This is a genomic window from Citrobacter sp. CK206 (assembly GCF_030333125.1).
GTDB classification, from domain to species: domain Bacteria; phylum Pseudomonadota; class Gammaproteobacteria; order Enterobacterales; family Enterobacteriaceae; genus Citrobacter_B; species Citrobacter_B koseri.
In genome coordinates this window covers 1-22,500 of record NZ_JAOWGM010000023.1, presented here as the reverse complement: position 1 = coordinate 22,500, position 22,500 = coordinate 1, and the positions used below count along the sequence as shown (strand labels likewise).

Annotated in this window: 22 protein-coding genes and 1 rRNA gene; 21 read left to right on the top strand and 2 right to left on the bottom strand. The window is 52.1% G+C overall.

The window, feature by feature from the left end; all coding sequences use genetic code 11:
• Positions 1 to 191: 191 nt before the first annotated feature.
• The 14 genes from acuI to OGX81_RS06705 all read left to right on the top strand — a co-directional run bounded on the left by acuI (position 192) and on the right by OGX81_RS06705 (position 11,804).
• Positions 192 to 1,166, top strand: a complete 975-nt coding sequence (gene acuI, locus OGX81_RS06770; protein ID WP_104868123.1) for an acrylyl-CoA reductase (NADPH) — start codon at positions 192 to 194, stop codon at positions 1,164 to 1,166.
• Between the two features lie 77 nt (positions 1,167 to 1,243).
• A complete protein-coding gene (gene msrP / locus OGX81_RS06765) occupies positions 1,244 to 2,245 on the top strand; it encodes a protein-methionine-sulfoxide reductase catalytic subunit MsrP (RefSeq protein WP_024130995.1) in 1,002 nt (333 codons plus the stop codon).
• Positions 2,246 to 2,866, top strand: a complete 621-nt coding sequence (gene msrQ, locus OGX81_RS06760) for a protein-methionine-sulfoxide reductase heme-binding subunit MsrQ (RefSeq protein ID WP_104868122.1) — start codon at positions 2,246 to 2,248, stop codon at positions 2,864 to 2,866.
• Positions 2,867 to 3,101: 235 nt separating this feature from the next.
• Entirely contained in the window at positions 3,102 to 3,554 is a 453-nt protein-coding gene (gene aroQ / locus OGX81_RS06755; RefSeq protein WP_012135390.1) for a type II 3-dehydroquinate dehydratase, read from the top strand.
• A gap of 22 nt (positions 3,555 to 3,576) precedes the next feature.
• Positions 3,577 to 4,047 (top strand): acetyl-CoA carboxylase biotin carboxyl carrier protein, encoded by a 471-nt coding sequence (accB, locus tag OGX81_RS06750; protein ID WP_012135391.1) that lies wholly within the window; start codon positions 3,577 to 3,579, stop codon positions 4,045 to 4,047.
• 10 nt (positions 4,048 to 4,057) lie between these two features.
• Positions 4,058 to 5,407 carry an acetyl-CoA carboxylase biotin carboxylase subunit gene (accC, locus tag OGX81_RS06745; RefSeq protein WP_012135392.1) on the top strand — a complete coding sequence of 450 codons (1,350 nt, stop codon included), beginning with the start codon at positions 4,058 to 4,060 and terminating at the stop codon, positions 5,405 to 5,407.
• Between the two features lie 106 nt (positions 5,408 to 5,513).
• Positions 5,514 to 5,756: a YhdT family protein gene (locus OGX81_RS06740; RefSeq protein WP_012135393.1), complete on the top strand. Its 243-nt coding sequence runs from the start codon at positions 5,514 to 5,516 to the stop codon at positions 5,754 to 5,756.
• A complete protein-coding gene (gene panF, locus OGX81_RS06735; protein ID WP_047460907.1) occupies positions 5,746 to 7,197 on the top strand; it encodes a sodium/pantothenate symporter in 1,452 nt (483 codons plus the stop codon). Before OGX81_RS06740 ends, panF begins: the two co-directional genes overlap by 11 nt.
• 11 nt (positions 7,198 to 7,208) lie before the next feature.
• A complete protein-coding gene (prmA, locus tag OGX81_RS06730) occupies positions 7,209 to 8,090 on the top strand; it encodes a 50S ribosomal protein L11 methyltransferase (protein ID WP_047460904.1) in 882 nt (293 codons plus the stop codon).
• Positions 8,091 to 8,231: 141 nt separating this feature from the next.
• Positions 8,232 to 9,008, top strand: coding sequence for a carbonic anhydrase (locus OGX81_RS06725; protein ID WP_012135396.1), 777 nt, complete (start codon positions 8,232 to 8,234; stop codon positions 9,006 to 9,008).
• 292 nt (positions 9,009 to 9,300) lie between these two features.
• Positions 9,301 to 10,266, top strand: a complete 966-nt coding sequence (gene dusB / locus OGX81_RS06720) for a tRNA dihydrouridine synthase DusB (RefSeq protein ID WP_047460900.1) — start codon at positions 9,301 to 9,303, stop codon at positions 10,264 to 10,266.
• A gap of 23 nt (positions 10,267 to 10,289) precedes the next feature.
• Positions 10,290 to 10,586 (top strand): DNA-binding transcriptional regulator Fis, encoded by a 297-nt coding sequence (fis, locus tag OGX81_RS06715; protein ID WP_000462905.1) that lies wholly within the window; start codon positions 10,290 to 10,292, stop codon positions 10,584 to 10,586.
• Between the two features lie 86 nt (positions 10,587 to 10,672).
• Entirely contained in the window at positions 10,673 to 11,557 is an 885-nt protein-coding gene (gene yhdJ / locus OGX81_RS06710) for an adenine-specific DNA-methyltransferase (RefSeq protein WP_104868121.1), read from the top strand.
• A gap of 82 nt (positions 11,558 to 11,639) precedes the next feature.
• Positions 11,640 to 11,804, top strand: a complete 165-nt coding sequence (locus tag OGX81_RS06705; protein ID WP_047460895.1) for a DUF2556 family protein — start codon at positions 11,640 to 11,642, stop codon at positions 11,802 to 11,804.
• A 52-nt stretch (positions 11,805 to 11,856) separates the two neighbouring features.
• Here the strand turns inward: OGX81_RS06705 and envR are convergent, their stop codons facing one another.
• Positions 11,857 to 12,519 (bottom strand): acrEF/envCD operon transcriptional regulator, encoded by a 663-nt coding sequence (envR, locus tag OGX81_RS06700; protein ID WP_110123633.1) that lies wholly within the window; start codon positions 12,517 to 12,519, stop codon positions 11,857 to 11,859.
• A gap of 406 nt (positions 12,520 to 12,925) precedes the next feature.
• Between envR and OGX81_RS06695 the strand changes: the two genes are divergently transcribed.
• From OGX81_RS06695 to OGX81_RS06665, 7 genes are all read left to right on the top strand, one after another.
• A complete protein-coding gene (locus tag OGX81_RS06695; protein WP_012135401.1) occupies positions 12,926 to 14,083 on the top strand; it encodes an efflux RND transporter periplasmic adaptor subunit in 1,158 nt (385 codons plus the stop codon).
• 11 nt (positions 14,084 to 14,094) lie between these two features.
• Entirely contained in the window at positions 14,095 to 17,208 is a 3,114-nt protein-coding gene (locus OGX81_RS06690; protein WP_110123634.1) for an efflux RND transporter permease subunit, read from the top strand.
• 269 nt (positions 17,209 to 17,477) lie between these two features.
• Positions 17,478 to 17,699 carry a putative periplasmic lipoprotein gene (locus OGX81_RS06685; RefSeq protein ID WP_012135403.1) on the top strand — a complete coding sequence of 74 codons (222 nt, stop codon included), beginning with the start codon at positions 17,478 to 17,480 and terminating at the stop codon, positions 17,697 to 17,699.
• A 433-nt stretch (positions 17,700 to 18,132) separates the two neighbouring features.
• Positions 18,133 to 19,158, top strand: a complete 1,026-nt coding sequence (locus OGX81_RS06680) for an amino acid ABC transporter substrate-binding protein (protein WP_012135405.1) — start codon at positions 18,133 to 18,135, stop codon at positions 19,156 to 19,158.
• A gap of 69 nt (positions 19,159 to 19,227) precedes the next feature.
• Positions 19,228 to 20,409, top strand: coding sequence for an amino acid ABC transporter permease (locus OGX81_RS06675; protein WP_058668172.1), 1,182 nt, complete (start codon positions 19,228 to 19,230; stop codon positions 20,407 to 20,409).
• A gap of 9 nt (positions 20,410 to 20,418) precedes the next feature.
• Positions 20,419 to 21,522, top strand: a complete 1,104-nt coding sequence (locus OGX81_RS06670; protein WP_104868118.1) for an amino acid ABC transporter permease — start codon at positions 20,419 to 20,421, stop codon at positions 21,520 to 21,522.
• Between the two features lie 7 nt (positions 21,523 to 21,529).
• On the top strand, positions 21,530 to 22,288 hold the full coding sequence (locus tag OGX81_RS06665; RefSeq protein ID WP_104868117.1) for an amino acid ABC transporter ATP-binding protein: 759 nt from the start codon (positions 21,530 to 21,532) through the stop codon (positions 22,286 to 22,288).
• Between the two features lie 130 nt (positions 22,289 to 22,418).
• Here OGX81_RS06665 and rrf read toward each other — a convergent pair.
• Positions 22,419 to 22,500 (bottom strand): 5S ribosomal RNA (gene rrf, locus OGX81_RS22095); the annotation flags it as partial.

Below are 22,500 nucleotides of genomic sequence, written 5' to 3'. Positions count from 1 at the left end.
TCCGACAGTTATAAACGACATGAAAGAGCAACTCTGAACGCGAAGTCCGTTAAATTGCACAGCTAAGCGGGCATACTACCAAATCAGGTCTATCTGGCAATTTATTGCGTTGAATCGGCATCACGTTTTGATTAGCGAGTATAGTCTTCATAAATATTTTTCCAATCCACTATGCAAATTGAGGACAGGTTATGCAGGCTTTGATCTTAGAACAGCAGGACGGTAAAACCCTTGCTTCCGTTCAGACCCTTGAAGAAAGTCGGCTACCGGAAGGGGATGTAACGGTAGATATCCACTGGTCCAGCCTGAACTATAAAGATGCTCTGGCCATCACCGGGAAAGGGAAAATCATCCGTAACTTTCCGATGATTCCTGGCATCGATTTCGCTGGAACCGTACGCGCCAGTGAAGATCCCCGCTTCCATGCCGGTCAGGAGGTTTTACTGACCGGCTGGGGCGTGGGCGAAAACCACTGGGGCGGTCTGGCTGAGCGCGCCCGCGTAAAAGGCGACTGGCTGGTTGCTCTCCCGAAAGGTCTTGATAGCCGAAATGCGATGATTATCGGCACCGCCGGTTTTACCGCCATGCTGTGCGTGATGGCGCTGGAAGACGCGGGCATTCGTCCTGAAGATGGCGAGATTGTCGTGACTGGCGCCAGCGGCGGCGTGGGCAGCACTGCCGTTGCGTTGCTGCATAAGCTGGGCTACCAGGTTGTGGCCGTGTCAGGACGCGAAAGCACCCACGACTACCTGCGTAACCTGGGCGCCAACCGCATTCTGGGGCGCGATGAGTTTGCCGAATCCCGCCCGCTGGAGAAACAACTCTGGGCCGGTGCCATCGACACCGTTGGCGATAAAGTGCTGGCGAAAGTGCTGGCGCAGATGAACTACGGCGGCTGCGTTGCGGCCTGTGGTCTGGCGGGCGGCTTCGCGCTCCCCACCACGGTCATGCCGTTTATTCTGCGTAATGTCCGCTTGCAGGGCGTGGATTCCGTGATGACTCCGCCTGCCCGCCGCGCAGAAGCCTGGAAACGCCTGGTCAACGACCTGCCAGCCTCTTTCTATGCGCAGGCTGCAACAGAAATCACGCTGGCAGACGCGCCGAAATTCGCCGATGCCATCATCAATAACCAGGCGCAGGGCCGTACGCTGGTGAAGATTGCCTAATCTTCAAATTTTCGTGACATATTCGCGTTAACGTTTCGCCTCCGTCATGCTTAAAAAAACGCATGACGGAGGATGCTATGAAAATGAAAAAACTGACGGAAGCCGACGTAACCGCGGAGTCCGTTTTTATGTTGCAGCGCCGCCAGGTACTGAAAGCTTTAGGCATCAGCGCGGCCGCCCTTTCTCTGCCCGCCACCGCCCAGGCCGACCTGCTGAGCTGGTTTAAAGGCAACGATCGTCCCCCTGCGCCTGCCGGTAAGCCGCTTGATTTCAGCAAACCCGCCGCCTGGCAAAACGACCTCCCGTTAACGCCGGAAAACAAAGTCACCGGTTATAATAATTTCTATGAATTCGGCCTCGATAAAGCAGACCCGGCCGCCAACGCGGGTAGCCTGAAAACCGATCCCTGGACGTTGAAAATTAGCGGCGAAGTGGCGAAACCCCTAACGCTCGATCACGATGCGCTCACGACGCGTTTCCCGCTGGAAGAGCGAATCTATCGTATGCGCTGCGTTGAAGCATGGTCGATGGTGGTTCCCTGGATTGGCTTCCCCTTACATAAACTGCTCGCACTGGTCGAACCCACCAGCAATGCCAACTATGTGGCGTTCGAAACGATCTACGCGCCCGATGATATGCCGGGACAAAAAGACCGCTTTATCGGCGGCGGGCTAAAATACCCTTACGTCGAAGGATTGCGTCTGGACGAGGCAATGCACCCACTCACGCTGCTGACTGTCGGCGTCTATGGTAAAGCGCTGCCGCCGCAAAACGGCGCCCCCATCCGTCTGACGGTGCCGTGGAAATACGGGTTCAAGGGGATTAAGTCGATCGTCAGTATTAAACTGACCCGCGAACGCCCGCCGACCACCTGGAATCTGGCCGCGCCAAACGAATACGGATTTTACGCCAACGTGAATCCGCACGTTGATCATCCGCGCTGGTCACAGGCGACCGAGCGTTTTATTGGCGCGGGCGGCATTCTGGATGTACAAAGACAGCCGACGCTGCTGTTTAACGGCTATGCCAGTGAAGTGGCGTCTTTATATCGCGGTCTGGATCTGCGGGAGAATTTCTAAGTGCGTCTGACACAAAAACAGATCGTCTGGCTAAAAGTACTGCTGCATCTTGCCGGATTATTACCGTTTCTCTGGCTCGTCTGGGCGGTGAATCAGGGAGGGCTCAGCGCCGATCCGGTCAAAGATATTCAACACTTTACCGGTAGGACAGCGCTGAAATTTTTGCTCGCTACCTTGCTGGTTTCACCGCTGGCACGCTACGCTAAACAGCCATTATTGATCCGCACCCGCCGCTTGTTAGGGTTATGGTGCTTCGCCTGGGCCACGCTGCATTTAACCAGCTATGCGCTACTTGAACTGGGCATAAATAATCTGGCGCTGCTGGGCCAGGAGTTAATCACTCGTCCTTATTTAACGTTGGGCATTATCAGTTGGTTCATTTTATTCGCCCTTACGTTGACCTCCACGCAGGCGGCGCAACGAACACTGGGGAAACGCTGGCAACGTTTGCATAACTTCGTTTATCTTGTCGCGATTCTGGCTCCCATTCATTATCTGTGGTCGGTAAAAATTTTATCGCCGCAGCCAGTCATTTATGTCCTGCTGGCGCTGGCGCTTTTAGCCTGGCGCTACAAGACATTTCGCCAGTGGTGGCGGTCGTTTGCGGGCAAAATGCTGTAACGCCTCCGTTATGTGCGGTTTGTTGCAAAACCAGGACTCGCCTTGGGTCTTTGCGTGTTAGCAGTTGATAATCTTCCCTGATAAGACCAGTATTTAGCTGCCAATTGCTACGAAATCGTTATAATGTGCGACCTTGGTTTCCCGGACAGGGTTTTTAAGCCGCTGAAAGGGTGACAATCGCGCATCAAAGGTATATTTTGTTTTTTACCGGAGAATCGCAGGAGATAGCTGCACGATGGCCGACAAATTACACATTTTGCTTTTAAACGGTCCGAACCTTAATATGCTCGGCACCCGTGAACCCGATAAGTACGGCACCCTGACATTAACGGAAATTGTTAACCGTTTGAATGCAGAGGCCGACGCGCTGAATGTGACGCTGGATCATTTGCAGTCTAACGCGGAGTACGCACTCATCGACCGTATTCATCAGGCTAAAGACACTGTGGACTATATCCTGATTAATCCGGCCGCGTTTACGCACACCAGTGTTGCGATTCGCGATGCGCTGCTCGCGGTGAGCATCCCGTTTATCGAGATTCACCTGAGCAACGTACATGCGCGGGAACCGTTTCGCCAGCATTCGTATCTTTCCGATATTGCGGCTGGCGTTATTTGCGGATTCGGCGCTGACGGTTACTCATACGCTTTACAGACGGCGGTAAAACGCCTGTCACAATCACACTAAACAAAGAGTACGGAACCCACTCATGGATATTCGTAAGATTAAAAAACTGATCGAGCTGGTTGAAGAATCAGGCATCTCCGAACTGGAAATTTCTGAAGGCGAAGAGTCTGTGCGCATCAGCCGCACCGCGCCAAACGCAGGTTTTCCAGTGATGCAACAAGCTTATGCTGCGCCAATGCAGCAGCCAGCTCTGTCTAACGCTGTCGCTCCGGCGGCTGTTCCAGCAATGGAAGCGCCTGCTGCATCAGCGGAAATCAGTGGTCACATCGTACGTTCCCCAATGGTTGGTACTTTCTACCGCACCCCGAGCCCGGATGCGAAAGCATTCGTCGAAGTCGGTCAGAAAGTTAACGCGGGCGATACCCTGTGCATCGTTGAAGCCATGAAAATGATGAACCAGATCGAAGCCGATAAATCCGGCGTGGTGAAAGCAATTCTGGTCGAAAGTGGTCAGCCGGTAGAATTTGACGAGCCGCTGGTCGTCATCGAATAACGAGGCGAACATGCTGGATAAAATTGTCATCGCCAACCGTGGCGAGATTGCACTGCGTATTCTTCGTGCCTGTAAAGAACTGGGTATCAAGACCGTGGCTGTGCACTCAAGCGCGGATCGCGATTTAAAACACGTATTGCTGGCGGATGAGACGGTCTGTATTGGCCCGGCTCCGTCCGTAAAAAGCTATCTGAACATCCCGGCTATCATCAGCGCCGCTGAAATCACCGGCGCGGTGGCAATCCATCCGGGTTACGGCTTCTTGTCTGAGAACGCCAACTTCGCTGAGCAGGTTGAACGCTCCGGCTTTATCTTCATTGGCCCGAAGGCCGACACCATCCGCCTGATGGGCGATAAAGTGTCCGCAATCAGCGCAATGAAGCAGGCTGGCGTTCCATGCGTACCGGGTTCTGACGGCCCGTTGGGCGACGATATGGATAAAAACCGCGCCATTGCAAAACGCATCGGCTACCCGGTTATTATCAAAGCGTCCGGCGGCGGCGGCGGTCGCGGTATGCGCGTTGTGCGCGGCGATGCCGAACTGGCGCAATCCATTTCCATGACCAAAGCGGAAGCGAAAGCAGCCTTCAGCAATGACATGGTGTACATGGAAAAATACCTGGAAAACCCACGCCACATCGAAATTCAGGTGTTGGCTGACGGCCAGGGTAACGCTATCTATCTGGCTGAACGTGATTGCTCCATGCAGCGTCGTCACCAGAAAGTGGTCGAAGAAGCGCCAGCGCCGGGCATTACCCCGGAACTGCGTCGTTACATCGGCGAGCGTTGCTCCAAAGCGTGTGTCGATATCGGCTATCGCGGAGCAGGTACGTTTGAGTTCCTGTTCGAAAACGGCGAGTTCTATTTCATCGAAATGAACACCCGTATTCAGGTAGAACACCCGGTTACTGAAATGATCACCGGCGTTGACCTGATCAAAGAACAGCTGCGTATCGCTGCGGGCCAGCCGCTGTCCATCAAGCAGGAAGAAGTTGTGGTGAAAGGCCATGCGGTAGAATGCCGTATCAACGCCGAAGACCCGAACACCTTCCTGCCAAGCCCGGGTAAAATCACGCGCTTCCACGCGCCGGGCGGCTTTGGCGTACGCTGGGAGTCCCATATCTACGCGGGTTACACCGTACCGCCGTACTATGACTCCATGATCGGCAAGCTGATCTGCTACGGTGAAAACCGTGACGTAGCGATTGCCCGTATGAAAAACGCATTGCAGGAACTGATCATTGATGGCATCAAAACCAACATTGACCTGCAAACCCGCATCATGAACGACGAGCACTTCCAGCACGGTGGCACCAACATCCACTATCTGGAGAAGAAACTCGGTCTTCAGGAAAAATAAGCGTGCGTTAATTGAAAAAGGCCGGTTTTCCGGCCTTTTGTTTTTTTCCCTCCGGTACATCCCATAAGGTACAATCCCCGCTTTCTTCATCCACAAGGGACAAAAAATGGACACGCGTTTTGTTCAGGCCAACAAAGAGGCGCGTTGGGCGCTGTGGCTGACCCTTCTGTATCTGGCTGCGTGGTTAGTGACTGCTTACTTACCAGGCGCGGCACCCGGCATAACGGGCCTTCCACACTGGTTTGAAATGGCCTGCCTGCTGACGCCGCTTGTTTTCATTTTACTGTGCTGGGCTATGGTGAAATTTATCTATCGCGACATTCCTCTGGAGGACGATGATGCAGCTTGAAGTCATTCTGCCGCTTATCGCCTATCTGCTGGTGGTGTTTGGTCTGTCGGTCTATGCCATGCGAAAAAGGACGACGGGCACCTTCCTGAATGAGTATTTCCTCGGTAGCCGTTCGATGGGCGGAATTGTATTGGCGATGACGCTGACCGCCACCTACATCAGCGCCAGCTCATTTATCGGCGGCCCGGGCGCGGCCTATAAATACGGCCTGGGCTGGGTATTGCTGGCGATGATCCAGTTACCCGCCGTCTGGCTCTCGCTGGGTATTCTGGGTAAGAAGTTCGCTATTCTGGCGCGGCGCTACAACGCCGTCACTCTTAACGATATGCTGTTTGCCCGCTATCAAAGCCGTCTGCTGGTCTGGCTGGCAAGCCTCAGCCTGCTGGTGGCTTTCGTCGGGGCGATGACCGTACAGTTTATTGGTGGCGCGCGTCTGCTTGAGACCGCAGCGGGCATCCCCTACGAAACAGGGCTGTTAATCTTTGGCGTCAGCATCGCGTTGTATACCGCATTTGGCGGTTTTCGCGCCAGCGTGCTCAACGATACGATGCAGGGCATGGTCATGCTAATTGGCACCATCGTCCTGTTGGTCGGCGTGGTTCATGCGGCAGGAGGGCTCGGACACGCGGTCGAAACCCTGCAAACAATCGACCCGAAACTGGTGACGCCGCAGGGCGCGGATGACATTCTGTCACCGACCTTTATGACCTCATTCTGGGTGCTGGTGTGCTTTGGCGTGATCGGCCTGCCGCATACTGCCGTGCGTTGCATCTCCTATAAAGACAGTAAAGCGGTGCATCGCGGCATTATCATCGGCACGATTGTGGTGGCGATCCTGATGTTCGGTATGCACCTGGCGGGCGCGCTGGGACGGGCGGTGATTCCTGACCTGACCGTACCGGACCTGGTCATTCCAACGCTGATGGTTAAGGTTCTGCCGCCGATTGCCGCCGGCATCTTTCTCGCCGCGCCGATGGCGGCCATTATGTCGACAATCAATGCCCAGTTGCTGCAAAGTTCCGCTACGATCATTAAAGATCTCTATCTGAATATTCGCCCGGAGCAAATGCATAACGAAACTCGCCTGAAGCGGATGTCAGCCATCATCACGCTGCTGTTAGGCGCGTTGCTGCTGCTCGCGGCCTGGAAACCGCCGGAAATGATTATCTGGCTTAACCTGCTGGCTTTCGGCGGCCTGGAAGCGGTGTTCTTATGGCCGCTGGTGCTGGGCCTGTACTGGGAGCGTGCAAACGCGACAGGCGCGCTAAGCGCCATGATCATTGGCGGCGTGTTGTATGCCGTGCTCGCCACCTTTAACGTTCAGTACCTGGGCTTTCACCCCATCGTGCCCTCGCTACTGCTCAGTTTATTGGCTTTTCTGGCCGGAAACCGTTTTGGTTCATCTGCCCAGCAAGCCACCTTATTGACTACTGATAAATAAAGAGTTTTGCCATGCCGTGGATCCAACTGAAACTGAATACGACCGGTACGAACGCCGAAGAACTTAGCGATGCGCTGGTGGAAACCGGCGCGGTCTCTGTGACCTTCCAGGACACGCACGACACGCCGGTATTTGAGCCGCTGCCAGGTGAAACGCGTCTGTGGGGCGATACCGACGTTATCGGCCTGTTCGATGCCGAAACCGACATGAAAGAGGTGGTGGCAATCCTTGAGCATCATCCGCTGCTGGGCGCGGGTTTCGCGCATAAGATTGAGCAACTGGAAGATAAAGACTGGGAACGCGAATGGATGGACAACTTTCACCCGATGCGCTTTGGCGAGCGTCTGTGGATTTGCCCGAGCTGGCGCGATGTACCGGATGAGAACGCCGTCAACGTCATGCTGGACCCGGGTCTGGCCTTCGGTACCGGCACGCATCCCACCACATCCCTCTGCCTGCAATGGCTCGACGGGCTTGATCTGAACGGTAAGACGGTGATCGACTTTGGCTGCGGTTCCGGCATCCTGGCGATTGCCGCATTAAAACTGGGCGCTGCGAAAGCTATCGGGATCGATATCGATCCGCAGGCGATCCAGGCCAGCCGTGATAACGCAGAGCGCAACGGCGTATCTGAGCGTCTGGAGCTCTATCTCCCCAAAGACCAGCCAGAAGCCATGAAAGCCGATGTGGTGGTCGCTAACATCCTGGCTGGCCCATTACGTGAACTGGCCCCGTTAATCAGCGTACTGCCCGTTGAGGGCGGTTTACTGGGGCTTTCCGGCATCCTGGCCAGCCAGGCGGAAAGCGTATGCGAAGCCTATACCGAACTCTTTACGCTCGACCCGGTGGTAGAGAAAGAAGAGTGGTGCCGCATTACCGGTCGTAAAAAATAATCAGTCCTTTCCGGCGTGGTCATCTGGCCACGCCTTCTTCACACGATTCGCTTTCCTCTCCTGCTCGTCACCGATACAATATTCTTTATAATTGATTGATTTATATAATGTTATGTTGTTTTCAATTCATCGGGTAAATGCATGAAGTTAATTTCTTTGACCACTGCCTTTCTGGCAATCTGTATGATGCCCGTTTCTGTTTCGGCAACTGACTGGAGCTATGAAGGCGACACCTCTCCCGCGCACTGGGGTGAAATCAATAAAGCATACAAACTGTGCCAGACCGGGATGAGCCAGTCCCCTGTTGATATTCTCACCACGAATGAAATCCAGCTCCCGCCGCTTAACGTACAGTACATCGATCGCGCCGACATGCTCCTGAACGTTAACCACACTCTTCAGGTAACAATGAACCCCTATTCTTCTGCTTCCGCTCAGATTGACGATCAGCCTTATGCTTTAGCAGAATTTCATTTTCATGCCCCAAGTGAAAATACCATCAATGGTAAACACTATGCGATGGAGCTGCACCTGACGCACAAAAACCAGGAAGGTGAGATTGCCGTTGTTGCCGTCATGTTTGATATCGGTGAGCCAAATGAGGCAATTGAACGCTTATGGCAATCCATCCCGGCAACCCCGGGCGACAGCATACCGCTGCTTTCCCCCGTCGATATCAATCTGCTGTTGCCGGAAGACAGAACCTACTGGCGCTTTAGCGGCTCGTTAACGACGCCTCCCTGTAGCGAAGGCGTAACCTGGATTGTCCTGAAACAGCCTATGACGCTTTCTGCCGGTCAACTGGAAAAATTTCGCCATACGATACACCCTGCCAACAATCGCCCTGTCCAGCCTTTGAATGGCCGCGTCATTAACGAATGGTCGATACCGACGCTTCGCGATCCTGTCCTGAAATGAGGCGGCGATCACACTATGAAACGATAATCTGCTGGTTAAATCAGCAGATTATGTTGTCCAGCCGTCAGCCATAGAAGAAAAAATGAGAAGTTACGCAAAATTGTAAGCGTATAAAAATTCGGCTTCATTTTATAACGCAATGATTTATAAAGTTAATTAATTCTCATCATTCATCTTAACTGCGATTCTTTGATCCACCTCAGAGGATTGGTCAAAGTTTGGCCTTTCATCTCGTGCAAAAAATGCGTAATATACGCCGCCTTGCAGTCACAGTATGGTCATTTCTTAACTCATGCGCATCGGACAATACCAGCTTAGAAATCGCCTGATCGCAGCGCCCATGGCTGGCATTACTGACAGACCTTTTCGGACGCTGTGCTATGAGATGGGAGCAGGATTGACGGTATCCGAGATGATGTCTTCTAACCCGCAGGTTTGGGAAAGCGACAAATCTCGTTTACGGATGGTGCACGTTGATGAGCCAGGCGTTCGCACGGTGCAAATCGCCGGTAGCGACCCTGTTGAGATGGCCGATGCCGCACGTATTAACGTGGAAAGCGGCGCCCAAATTATTGATATCAATATGGGGTGTCCGGCTAAAAAAGTGAATCGCAAGCTCGCAGGTTCAGCCCTCTTGCAGTACCCGGATTTAGTGAAGTCGATACTAACCGAGGTCGTGAGTGCAGTGGACGTTCCTGTCACCCTGAAGATTCGCACCGGCTGGGCCCCGGAACACCGTAACTGCGTAGAGATTGCCCAACTGGCTGAAGACTGTGGCATTCAGGCTCTGACCATTCATGGACGCACCCGCGCCTGTTTGTTCAATGGAGATGCTGAATACGACAGTATTCGGGCAGTTAAGCAGAAAGTTTCCATTCCGATTATCGCGAATGGCGACATTACTGACCCGCATAAAGCCAGAGCTGTGCTCAACTATACGGGGGCGGATGCCCTGATGATAGGCCGCGCAGCTCAGGGAAGACCCTGGATCTTTCGGGAAATCCAGCATTATCTGGACACTGGGGAGTTGCTACCCCCCCTGCCTTTGGCAGAGGTTAAGCGCTTGCTTTGCGCGCATGTTCGGGAACTGCATGACTTTTATGGCCAGGCAAAAGGGTACCGAATTGCACGTAAACACGTCTCCTGGTATCTCCAGGAGCACGCTCCAAATGACCAGTTTCGGCGCACATTCAACGCCATTGAGGATGCCAGCGAACAGCTGGAGGCGTTGGAGGCATACTTCGAAAATTTTGCGTAATGAAATAAAGAGCTGACAGAACTATGTTCGAACAACGCGTAAATTCTGACGTACTGACCGTTTCTACCGTTAACTCTCAGGATCAGGTGACTCAAAAGCCCCTGCGTGACTCGGTTAAACAGGCACTGAAGAACTATTTTGCTCAACTGAACGGTCAGGATGTTAATGACCTCTATGAGCTGGTACTGGCTGAAGTAGAACAGCCCCTGTTGGACATGGTGATGCAATACACCCGTGGTAACCAGACCCGTGCTGCTCTGATGATGGGCATCAACCGTGGTACGCTGCGTAAAAAATTGAAAAAATACGGCATGAACTAATTTCGATTAGCTAATTGCTTGTTTAAAAAGGCGCTACTCGGCATGGGGAAGCGCCTTTTTTATTCGCGTCAGACAGGAGTTTGTTCATGAATGTCGGATTTGAGCCGCAATATTTTGGCGATGAATCGAAGAAGATCATTCACGGTGATGCGCTTTCAGAATTGAAAAAACTGCCCCCGGAAAGTGCCGATTTAATTTTTGCCGACCCGCCCTACAACATCGGAAAAAATTTTGACGGTCTGGTGGAGTCCTGGGACGAAGAGACCTTTTTGGCCTGGCTGTTTGAATGCATTGATGAGTGCCATCGGGTGCTGAAAAAACACGGCACGATGTACATCATGAACAGCACAGAGAACATGCCCTATCTCGACCTCAAATGCAGGAAACTGTTCGATATCAAAAGTCGCATCATATGGTCGTACGACAGCTCAGGCGTGCAGGCCAAAAAGTATTTTGGCTCAATGTATGAACCCATCCTGATGATGGTAAAAGATGCGAAGAACTATACGTTTAATCGTGATGACATCCTGGTTGAAACCAAAACCGGCGCAAAAAGAGCGTTGATCGATTACCGCAAAAATCCGCCCCAGCCCTACAACACGCAAAAAGTCCCCGGAAACGTCTGGGATTTTCCCCGCGTCCGCTACTTAATGGATGAGTATGAGAACCATCCCACGCAAAAACCCAGAGCGCTGTTGAGCCGGATCATCCTGGCCTCCTCAAACCCGGGCGACACGGTGTTAGATCCCTTCGCCGGAAGCTTCACGACGGGCGCCGTAGCCGTGGAAACCGGGCGAAAATTTGTCGGCATCGAAATCAACGATGAATACGTAAAAATGGGCATCAGAAGGCTGAACGTCACCTCTCACTATGCGGAAAACGAACTGGCAAAGGTGAAAAAGCGCAAGACAACAAACCTGTCCAAAAAGAGCCGTATGGCCGAAATGACGGATGCGTCTCAGGTGAAGTAAAAGCATTGTAAGTCTGCTTTTCTGCCGCGTTGTTTCGTGTATATTCCTTGCACGCTTGGGCATGAATACACAGGATTTGGCAATGATTCGTAAGTATTGGTGGCTGGTTGTTTTCGCAGTCTCCGTTTTCCTTTTTGACGCATTACTCATGCAGTGGATCGAACTGATGACAACGGAATACGATAAATGCCGCAACATGAATTCGGTTAACCCGCTCAAACTCGTCAACTGCGCCGACCTTGAGTAGTACGCCAGCCAGTTCTATGCAAATTATGCCGACGCACAGTTAGGGATAACCGTTACGCTTCCCCGACCGGGTTGTTATTCTGCGTTAGTACCATCACATTGCCATTCGGAACTAACATTTTTAATACATTATCCACTAATTGCGGCGCCTGCTTATAGAGATCATAACTGGAAGGATTCATTAACCAGTTCTTTACGATCCCGCTAAAACTGCCATGAAGCACAATTAAATTGACCTCGACATCAAGACCGGTCGCAATCAGTCCTTTATTCATACATTGCTGTAATGCTTCACGCATTACCTGATAACTGAAGCCTATTTTTTCCCGAATATCCTGCTCTGATATCATATCATTATGAAATTCACATTTATGATATAAAATCTGCATTAATGCCTGTTGTCGGGGCACCTCAGCAATATATTGCAAAGCGGCAATCAGTTTTTCACGCAAATTCTGTAGCGGATTATCGCCCCCACACGTTGTTAACCTGTCCTGAATGAGATCGCGTAGCGGCGGTTGCTGACCCCATACCTCATTAAACAACTGCGTCTTGTTCTCAAAATGCCAATAGATAGCGCCCCGTGTAACATTCGCGGCGTCTGCAATGTCGTTTAGCGTGGTGTTGCCGACCCCGTGCAAGGCGAACTGTACGATCGCTGTTTCAATCAAGTGTTGTCGGGTTCTGAGGGCGTCCGCTTTTGTTTTCCTGGCCATAGTGAAGTGTGTCTGAAACCGAAGGATGACAGTAAATACTGTTCAGGGATAACGCGCAAATGTATCACTTCATTTTTATTTAAACGAGAGCCCTCGTGTATTATTACGCACAACACATCCAAATAAATAATAAACACAAATGAATCAAATAAAACTATTCACCAAAAGAATGTATATTTCTATTTGTGTTAATGAAAGACAGGGTTTTACTTTTCCACCGCATTATGAAACGACAGGATATTAATCTTTTTTTGCTTTTACGTGCCGTGCATGACGACCGGAAATAAGTATTGCTTACATCACGAGCTGATAATTTGTAGGATAGCCAACTGCTATTTTATTTGTGCGCGTTAACGCCTTACCGTTATCCGGTAAATAACGAGCTTCGGTTTTCTAAGGAACAGTAATGACGAAACATGCCAGGTTTGCACTCCTGCCCTCATTCATCATAATCTCCGCTGCGTTACTCGCCGGTTGTAACGATCAGGGAGATACGCAAGCTCACCCTGCTGAGCCGCAAGTCACCGTCCACGTAGTCGAATCTGCCCCCTTAGCGGTGACGACTGAGCTGCCGGGGCGCACGACGCCATTTCGTATTGCGGAAGTCCGGCCTCAGGTCAGCGGCATTGTACTGAAAAGGAATTTCACCGAAGGTAGCGATATCGAAGCAGGCCAGTCGCTTTATCAGATTGACCCGGCGACTTATCAGGCTGATTACGACAGCGCCAAAGGCGAGCTGGCAAAAAGCGAAGCTGCCGCCGCCATTGCGCACTTAACGGTTAAACGCTACGTTCCGCTGGTTGGCACAAAATACATTAGCCAACAAGAGTACGACCAGGCCATCGCCGATGCTCGTCAGGCCGATGCCGCCGTTATCGCCGCAAAAGCCGCAGTAGAAAGCGCGCGCATCAACCTCGCCTACACCAAAGTGACTTCGCCGATCAGCGGCCGCATTGGTAAATCCAGTGTCACCGAAGGCGCGCTGGTGACCAATGGTCAGGCAACCGAACTGGCGACCGTGCAACAGCTTGACCCTATTTACGTTGATGTGACGCAGTCCAGCAGCGATTTTATGCGTCTCAGGCAGTCCGTCGAGCAGGGTAGCCTGCACAAAGACAACACCCGCAGCAACGTCGAGTTGGTAATGGAAAATGGTCAGGCGTACCCGCTGAAAGGCACGCTGCAATTTTCCGACGTTACGGTAGATGAAAGTACCGGTTCTATCACCCTTCGGGCTGTTTTCCCCAATCCTCAGCACACCCTGCTTCCCGGTATGTTTGTCCGCGCGCGAATTGATGAAGGCATTCAGCCCAATGCCATTCTCGTTCCACAGCAGGGCGTAACGCGTACGCCGCGTGGCGATGCGATAGTGATGCTCGTCAATGATAAAGATCAGGTTGAAGCGCGCGACGTTATCGCTACTCAGGCGATCGGCGATAAATGGTTAATCAGCAAAGGGTTGCAACCGGGCGACAAAGTTATCGTCAGCGGCTTGCAGAAAGCCCGCCCGGGCGAACAGGTTAAAGCCACCACCGATGCCCCTGCGGCGAATGCAGCGCAATAAGGTAACCGGACATGGCAAACTTTTTTATTAATCGCCCGATTTTTGCCTGGGTTCTGGCCATCATTCTCATGATGGCTGGCGCCCTGGCGATCATGCAACTGCCTGTTGCGCAGTACCCGACCATCGCACCGCCCGCCGTTGCGATTTCCGCAACCTACCCGGGAGCGGACGCGCAAACGGTGCAGGATACCGTAACGCAGGTTATCGAACAGAATATGAACGGTATCGATAACCTGATGTATATGTCGTCCACCAGCGACTCGTCCGGTAGCGTAACCATTACGTTGACGTTCCAGTCCGGCACCGACCCGGATATCGCACAGGTTCAGGTACAAAATAAACTGCAACTGGCCATGCCTTTGTTGCCGCAGGAAGTACAGCAGCAAGGTATCAGCGTCGAGAAATCAAGCAGTAGCTTCCTTCTGGTGGCCGGTTTTGTTTCCGACAATAAGAACCTGACGCAGGATGATATTTCCGATTATGTGGCGTCTAACGTTAAAGATACCATCAGCCGGACATCCGGCGTCGGCGACGTCCAACTGTTTGGCGCGCAGTACGCGATGCGTATCTGGCTCGACAGCAATGCGTTAAACAAATACCAACTGACGCCGTTAGATGTTATTAACCAGCTGAAAACGCAGAACAACCAGATTGCCGCAGGCCAACTGGGCGGGACGCCTTCTATCCCGGGACAGCAGCTTAACGCCTCTATCATCGCGCAAACACGCCTGAAAACGCCGGAAGAGTTTGGCCGCATCACGCTGAAAGTGAATCAGGATGGTTCGATGGTCCATCTTAAAGATGTGGCCCGCATCGAACTTGGCGGCGAAAACTACAACATGGTGACGAAGATTAATGGCCAGGCGGCGACAGGCCTGGGTATTAAGCTGGCAACCGGCGCGAACGCGCTGGATACGGCGGCGGCCATTAAAGCGAAGCTTGCGGAACTACAGCCCTTCTTCCCGCAAGGGTTGAAGGTGGTCTACCCGTATGACACCACGCCGTTTGTGAAAATATCGATTCATGAAGTGGTGAAAACGCTGTTTGAAGCGATCATCCTCGTTTTCCTGGTCATGTATCTTTTCCTGCAAAACATACGCGCGACGTTGATACCGACCATTGCGGTGCCGGTTGTACTGCTGGGTACATTCGCCATCCTGGCGGCGTTCGGTTTCTCTATTAATACGTTAACAATGTTCGGGATGGTGCTCGCCATCGGCTTGCTGGTCGATGACGCTATCGTCGTCGTGGAAAACGTCGAACGCGTGATGGTGGAAGAAAAGCTACCGCCCAAAGAAGCGACCCAGAAATCAATGTCGCAGATTCAGGGCGCGCTGGTGGGGATCGCGATGGTGCTTTCCGCCGTATTTGTGCCGATGGCCTTCTTTGGCGGCTCAACCGGCGCAATTTACCGCCAGTTCTCGCTGACTATCGTTTCTGCAATGGCGCTTTCTGTACTGGTTGCGCTCATCCTGACGCCTGCGCTTTGCGCCACGCTGCTTAAACCTGCGTCTGCCGATCACCATGAAAAGAAAGGTGGCTTCTTCGGGTGGTTTAACACGCTGTTTGAAAAAAGCGTCGGGCATTACAGTAACAGCGTCAGCGGTATTTTGCGCAAGACCGGGCGTTATTTGCTGCTGTATGTCCTTATCGTCGGCGGCATGGCCATTTTGTTCCTGCGCTTACCCACCTCCTTCCTGCCGGAAGAAGATCAGGGCGTATTCATGACGATGGTGCAGTTACCGGCTGGCGCGACGCAGACACGTACGCAGCAAGTGCTGGATCAGATTCAGAACTACTATCTGAACCAGGAAAAAGCCAACGTTGAATCCGTCTTTACCGTGAATGGTTTTAGCTTTAGCGGACAGGGGCAGAACTCCGGTATCGTCTTTATTAGCCTGAAGCCCTGGGAAGAACGCCCCGGCGAAGAAAATGGCGTAGAAGCGATCGTTGCCCGCGCAACCAGGGCATTCAGCCAGATAAAGGATGGTCTTGTCTTCCCGTTCAACCTGCCCGCGATTATTGAGCTGGGTACGGCAACGGGGTTTGACTTTGAACTGATCGATCAGGCGAACCTGGGTCACACGGAGCTCACCAAAGCCCGGAACCAGTTGCTGAGTATGATAAAAGAGCATCCCGACCTGCTGGTTCGCGTCCGCCCTAACGGACTGGAAGATACGCCACAGTTCAAGCTGGATGTCGATCAGGAAAAAGCACAGGCTCTGGGAGTCAGCCTGTCAGACATCAACCAGACGATTTCCACCGCGCTTGGCGGCACGTACGTGAATGATTTCATCGATCATGGACGAGTGAAGAAAGTCTATGTCCAGGCGGATGCGCCGTTCCGCATGTTGCCCGGTGACATCAACAATCTGTATGTCCGTAGCGCAAACGGTGAAATGGTTCCGTTCTCCACCTTCAGTTCGGCACGGTGGATTTACGGCTCACCACGTCTGGAACGCTACAACGGTATGCCTTCAATGGAGCTGTTGGGTGAAGCGGCGCCCGGCAGAAGTACCGGGGAAGCGATGGCATTAATGGAAAGCCTGGCGGCAAAATTACCGAACGGTATTGGTCATGACTGGACAGGCATGTCGTATCAGGAGCGCCTCTCCGGCAACCAGGCTCCGGCGTTGTATGCAATCTCACTGATTGTGGTCTTCCTTTGCCTGGCTGCATTGTATGAAAGCTGGTCCATTCCGTTCTCCGTTATGCTCGTCGTACCGCTCGGCGTGGTCGGCGCATTGCTGGCCGCCTCGCTTCGCGGACTGAATAACGACGTTTACTTCCAGGTTGGCCTGCTCACAACCATTGGTCTTTCTGCTAAAAACGCCATCCTGATTGTGGAGTTTGCCAAGGATCTGATGGAGAAAGAGGGACGAGGGTTGATTGAGGCAACGCTTGAAGCGTCGCGTATGCGTTTACGCCCAATCCTGATGACATCTCTGGCGTTCATCCTCGGCGTTATGCCGCTGGTTATCAGTCATGGCGCAGGCAGTGGCGCACAAAATGCGGTGGGAACAGGGGTTATGGGAGGAATGCTGACGGCGACATTGCTGGCAATCTTCTTCGTTCCGGTCTTCTTTGTGGTCGTGAGACGTCGTTTTAACCGGCATCATGATTAACCACTAAAATTACGGCGCCCTCGGGCGCCTTTTTCCAAAATAATTATCCATTTATGTATTAAAAAGATAGTCATTTATTTTCCCTGCTATTTACCAGACATGCACCACTTAGCCATCCTTTTCTCCATTATTTTTACAATCCACATGAATTGAAATTATTCCACATGCGGGTGCCCTTTTAAGGCGTGATAAAATAGCGTCGGGTTCGCAGCTAGCGGAGCATTCGACTTTGCTGGATGTAGCGAAACGTTTATTTTTGAGGTAACACCATGAAAAGATTAATTCCTGTTGCATTGCTCACAACCTTGCTGGCGGGGTGTGCGCATGACTCTCCTTGCGTTCCGGTTTATGACGACCAGGGTCGTCTGGTTCATACCAATACCTGTATGAAGGGCACCACGCAGGATAACTGGGAAACAGCGGGGGCGATTGCCGGTGGCGCAGCCGCTGTCGCAGGCCTGACGCTGGGGATTGTTGCCCTGACGAAATAGGTTTTATTAAAAGCGCGGCAACCCGCGCTTTTAATATAAGACAAAGCTCTGGATAATCGACTTATTATTAATCATTAATTATAGATTTCTCTCACATATCTACTCTATAAGATTGGCATTTTTCATTATTCTGTCTTAGTGAAACTGCATTTATCATACTTATCCTGCCGATATTAACGGGCGAAATCGTTATTCCGCACAGCGCCCGTAAATTTAAATATTTTGCTCCAAAATGTGGCTTACGTTTCATTTTCGCACCATTTCAGGGCGCTGCATTTATTTTTTCCTGTCTACACTCTGCATATTGCGTCGAGCATTCGTTCGCAAAACCTGGCACTACCTTTGCTTAAAAGAGTATGGCCAAAGCCACAGACAGGTAAAGACGTTCCAGAACGTCTCTCTATAACGATAATTTCTCCACACAGGATGCATTATGAAAAAGATGATGATAGCCAGCCTGGCTGCGGTCGGCGTGCTGCTTGCTGTTGCAAATCAGGCGCATGCTGGCGCAACACTGGATGCCGTAAAGAAAAAAGGATTCGTACAATGTGGGATCAGTGACGGCCTGCCTGGTTTTTCTTATGCAGATGCAAGCGGTAAATTCACGGGTATTGACGTCGATGTTTGTCGTGGCGTTGCCGCAGCCGTCTTTGGCGATGATACAAAAGTAAAATATACCCCACTCACTGCAAAGGAGCGCTTCACCGCCTTGCAATCCGGCGAAGTCGATCTGTTATCCCGTAATACAACCTGGACCTCTTCACGCGACGCAGGTATGGGCATGTCATTCACTGGCGTGACGTATTACGACGGGATTGGTTTCCTGACGCATAACAAAGCGGGGTTAAAAAGCGCTAAAGAGCTGGACGGCGCCACCGTCTGTATACAGGCAGGCACGGATACCGAACTGAACGTGGCCGATTACTTTAAAGCCAACAAAATGAAATACACCCCGGTCACTTTTGATCGCTCTGATGAGTCAGCCAAAGCGCTGGAATCGGGCCGCTGCGACACGCTGGCTTCTGACCAGTCTCAGTTATATGCCCTGCGAATCAAGCTGAGCGACCCTGCCGAATGGATCGTCTTGCCTGAAGTCATCTCAAAAGAGCCTCTGGGCCCCGTTGTGCGCCGTGGTGATGATGAGTGGTTCTCTGTCGTCCGCTGGACGCTGTTCGCTATGCTGAATGCTGAAGAAATGGGGATTAACTCGCAGAACGTAGATGAGAAAGCGGCGAATCCGGCAACACCGGACATGGCGCATTTGTTGGGTAAAGAAGGGGATTACGGTAAGGATCTGAAACTGGATAACAAATGGGCCTACAACATCATTAAACAGGTTGGTAACTACGCGGAGATCTTTGAACGTAACGTGGGATCGGAAAGCCCGCTGAAGATCAAACGAGGCCAGAACAATCTCTGGAATAACGGCGGCATTCAGTACGCACCACCCGTACGCTAAGCCGTTGTGATGTAACGGGCGCCGCACCTGCGGCGCTCAGCCCAGAGTTATGGTTACCGAGGTTTTCTTATGTCCCATCGCCGCTCAACCGTAAAAGGAATGCTCTCCTTTTCTAACCCTGCGGTCCGCGCCTGGTTATTTCAAATACTCGCCGTTATTGCGGTTGTCAGTGTTGCGGTCTATTTAATTCATAATACGATTAACAATCTGAGCAGCCGGGGGATTACCTCAGGATTCGCGTTTCTCGATCGCAGCGCCGGGTTCGGTATTGTTCAGCACCTGATCGACTATGAGCAAGGGGATACATATGGCCGCGTCTTTCTGGTCGGCTTGCTCAATACGCTGTTGGTCTCCGCACTGTGTATTGTTTTTGCGTCATTTTTAGGTTTTTTCCTCGGCCTTGCACGCCTGTCGGATAACTGGTTATTGCGTAAGTTATCGACCATTTACATCGAAACCTTTCGCAATATTCCGCCATTGCTGCAAATCTTCTTCTGGTACTTTGCCGTCCTGCGTAATTTACCCGGGCCACGGCAGGCGGTAAGCGCGCTGGATTTGGTTTTTCTGAGTAATCGGGGACTCTATATTCCGGCACCACAGCTGGGTGAAGGCGTTATCGCTTTTTGTGTGGCAATCCTTCTGGCGATCGTCATCTCCACTGGGCTCTTTCGCTTCAATAAAACGCACCAGATTAAGACGGGGCAATTGCGCCGAACATGGCCTACGGCGTTGGCGCTCATCGTGCTATTGCCGGCTGTCGCTCAGTGGCTATTTGGCGCGGCGCTGCACTGGGATGTGCCTGAGTTACGCGGGTTTAACTTCCGGGGAGGGATGGCATTAATTCCAGAACTGGCTGCGTTGACGCTGGCGCTTTCGGTATATACCTCGGCATTTATTGCTGAGATCATCCGTTCCGGTATCCAGGCGGTTCCTCACGGCCAGCATGAAGCCGCGCGTTCACTGGGCCTCCCTAATCCGGTAACGCTGCGTCAGGTCATCATTCCCCAGGCACTGCGCGTGATCATTCCTCCATTGACCAGCCAGTATCTGAATATCGTGAAGAACTCATCGCTTGCTGCCGCTATCGGCTACCCGGATATGGTTTCCCTGTTTGCCGGAACGGTACTGAACCAGACGGGTCAGGCCATTGAAACCATCGCCATCACCATGTCGGTTTATCTGATCATCAGCCTCAGTATTTCCCTGCTGATGAATATTTATAACCGCCGTATCGCCCTGATTGAGCGCTAAGGAACCATGATGACAAAAGTTCTTCTGTCTCATCCCATGCGCCCGGCCAATAACGGCGCAGGTCGCATAATTTTGTGGGTACGTAAAAATCTCTTTTCCAGTTGGTCCAATAGCCTGCTAACCCTTTTTTGTCTGTGGCTCATGTGGATACTCATTTCCCCCTTGCTGAACTGGGCGTTTCTACAGGCTAACTGGGTGGGTTCGACGCGTGCTGATTGCACGAAGGCGGGTGCCTGCTGGGTATTTATCCACGAACGTTTTGGTCAGTTTATGTATGGGCTTTATCCACATGACCAACGCTGGCGCATCAACCTGGCATTACTTGTTGGTCTGGCCTCCATTGTGCCGATGTTCTGGAAAGCAATGCCCCGTTGCGGGCGCTACATCGCCGCATGGGCGGTTATCTATCCCATTGTTGTCTGGTGGCTGATGTATGGCGGTTTCTTCGGGCTGGAGCGGGTAGAAACGCGGCAATGGGGAGGATTAACACTCACGTTGATCATCGCTTCCGTCGGTATTGCGGGTGCCCTTCCTCTGGGAATTTTGCTGGCGCTGGGCCGTCGCTCTCATATGCCGATCGTTCGGATGCTCTCCGTTATCTTTATCGAGTTCTGGCGAGGCGTACCGTTAATCACCGTGCTGTTTATGTCTTCGGTCATGCTGCCGCTGTTTATGTCGGAAGGAACCAGTATCGACAAACTTATCCGGGCGCTGGTTGGGGTGATCCTTTTTCAGTCTGCCTACGTCGCGGAGGTCGTACGCGGAGGGTTACAGGCATTACCGAAAGGGCAGTATGAGGCCGCGGAATCTCTGGCGCTCGGGTACTGGAAAACCCAGGGACTGGTCATTCTACCCCAGGCGTTGAAGCTGGTGATTCCGGGTCTGGTGAACACCATTATCGCCCTGTTTAAAGATACCAGCCTGGTGATCATTATCGGTTTATTTGACCTTTTCAGTAGCGTTCAGCAGGCGACTGTTGACCCTGCATGGCTGGGGATGTCGACCGAAGGGTATGTTTTTGCCGCACTGATTTACTGGATTTTCTGCTTCAGCATGTCGCGTTACAGCCAGCATCTGGAGAAACGTTTTAACACCGGGCGTACGCCGCACTGAGGATTTTATGAGCCAATTATTAATTCAACCTGCCGACGCGATGATCACGCTGGAAAACGTCAATAAATGGTACGGTCAGTTTCATGTTCTGAAAGACATTAATCTGAACGTGAAACAGGGGGAGCGTATCGTGCTGTGTGGCCCTTCCGGCTCGGGTAAATCCACGACCATTCGCTGTATTAATCATCTGGAGGAACATCAACAAGGGCGTATTGTGGTAGACGGTATTGAACTCAATGAAGACATTCGCAATATCGAGCGGGTAAGACAGGAAGTCGGTATGGTGTTCCAGCACTTCAACCTCTTCCCACATCTGACGGTACTGCAAAACTGTACTCTGGCGCCGATTTGGGTGCGGAAGATGCCAAAGAAAGAAGCTGAAGCACTGGCGATGCATTACCTGGAACGTGTGCGCATCGCTGAGCACGCCCATAAGTTTCCAGGGCAGATTTCCGGCGGGCAACAGCAGCGCGTGGCTATTGCACGTTCGCTATGCATGAAGCCCAAAATTATGCTGTTTGATGAGCCGACTTCCGCGCTGGATCCTGAGATGGTGAAAGAGGTGCTGGATACCATGATTGGTCTGGCACAGTCCGGGATGACAATGCTTTGCGTCACCCACGAAATGGGCTTTGCCCGAACGGTAGCAGACAGGGTGATCTTTATGGATCGTGGTGAAATTGTTGAGCAGGCGCCACCGGAAGAGTTCTTTCCCCATCCTAAATCAGAGCGTACCCGGGCGTTTTTGTCGCAAGTCATTCACTAACTGCCTGGTGGCGCTGCGCTTATCTGGTGGAACGTGAGCCGGATAAGGCACCGCCGCCATCCAGCAGTTCTCAGGGCGCGTAAACGCAAAAAGGCCCGGTCTTTCGACCGGGCCCTTCGCTTGATTTGATGTCTGGCAGTTCCCTACTCTCGCATGGGGAGACCCCACACTACCATCGGCGCTACGGCGTTTCACTTCTGAGTTCGGCATGG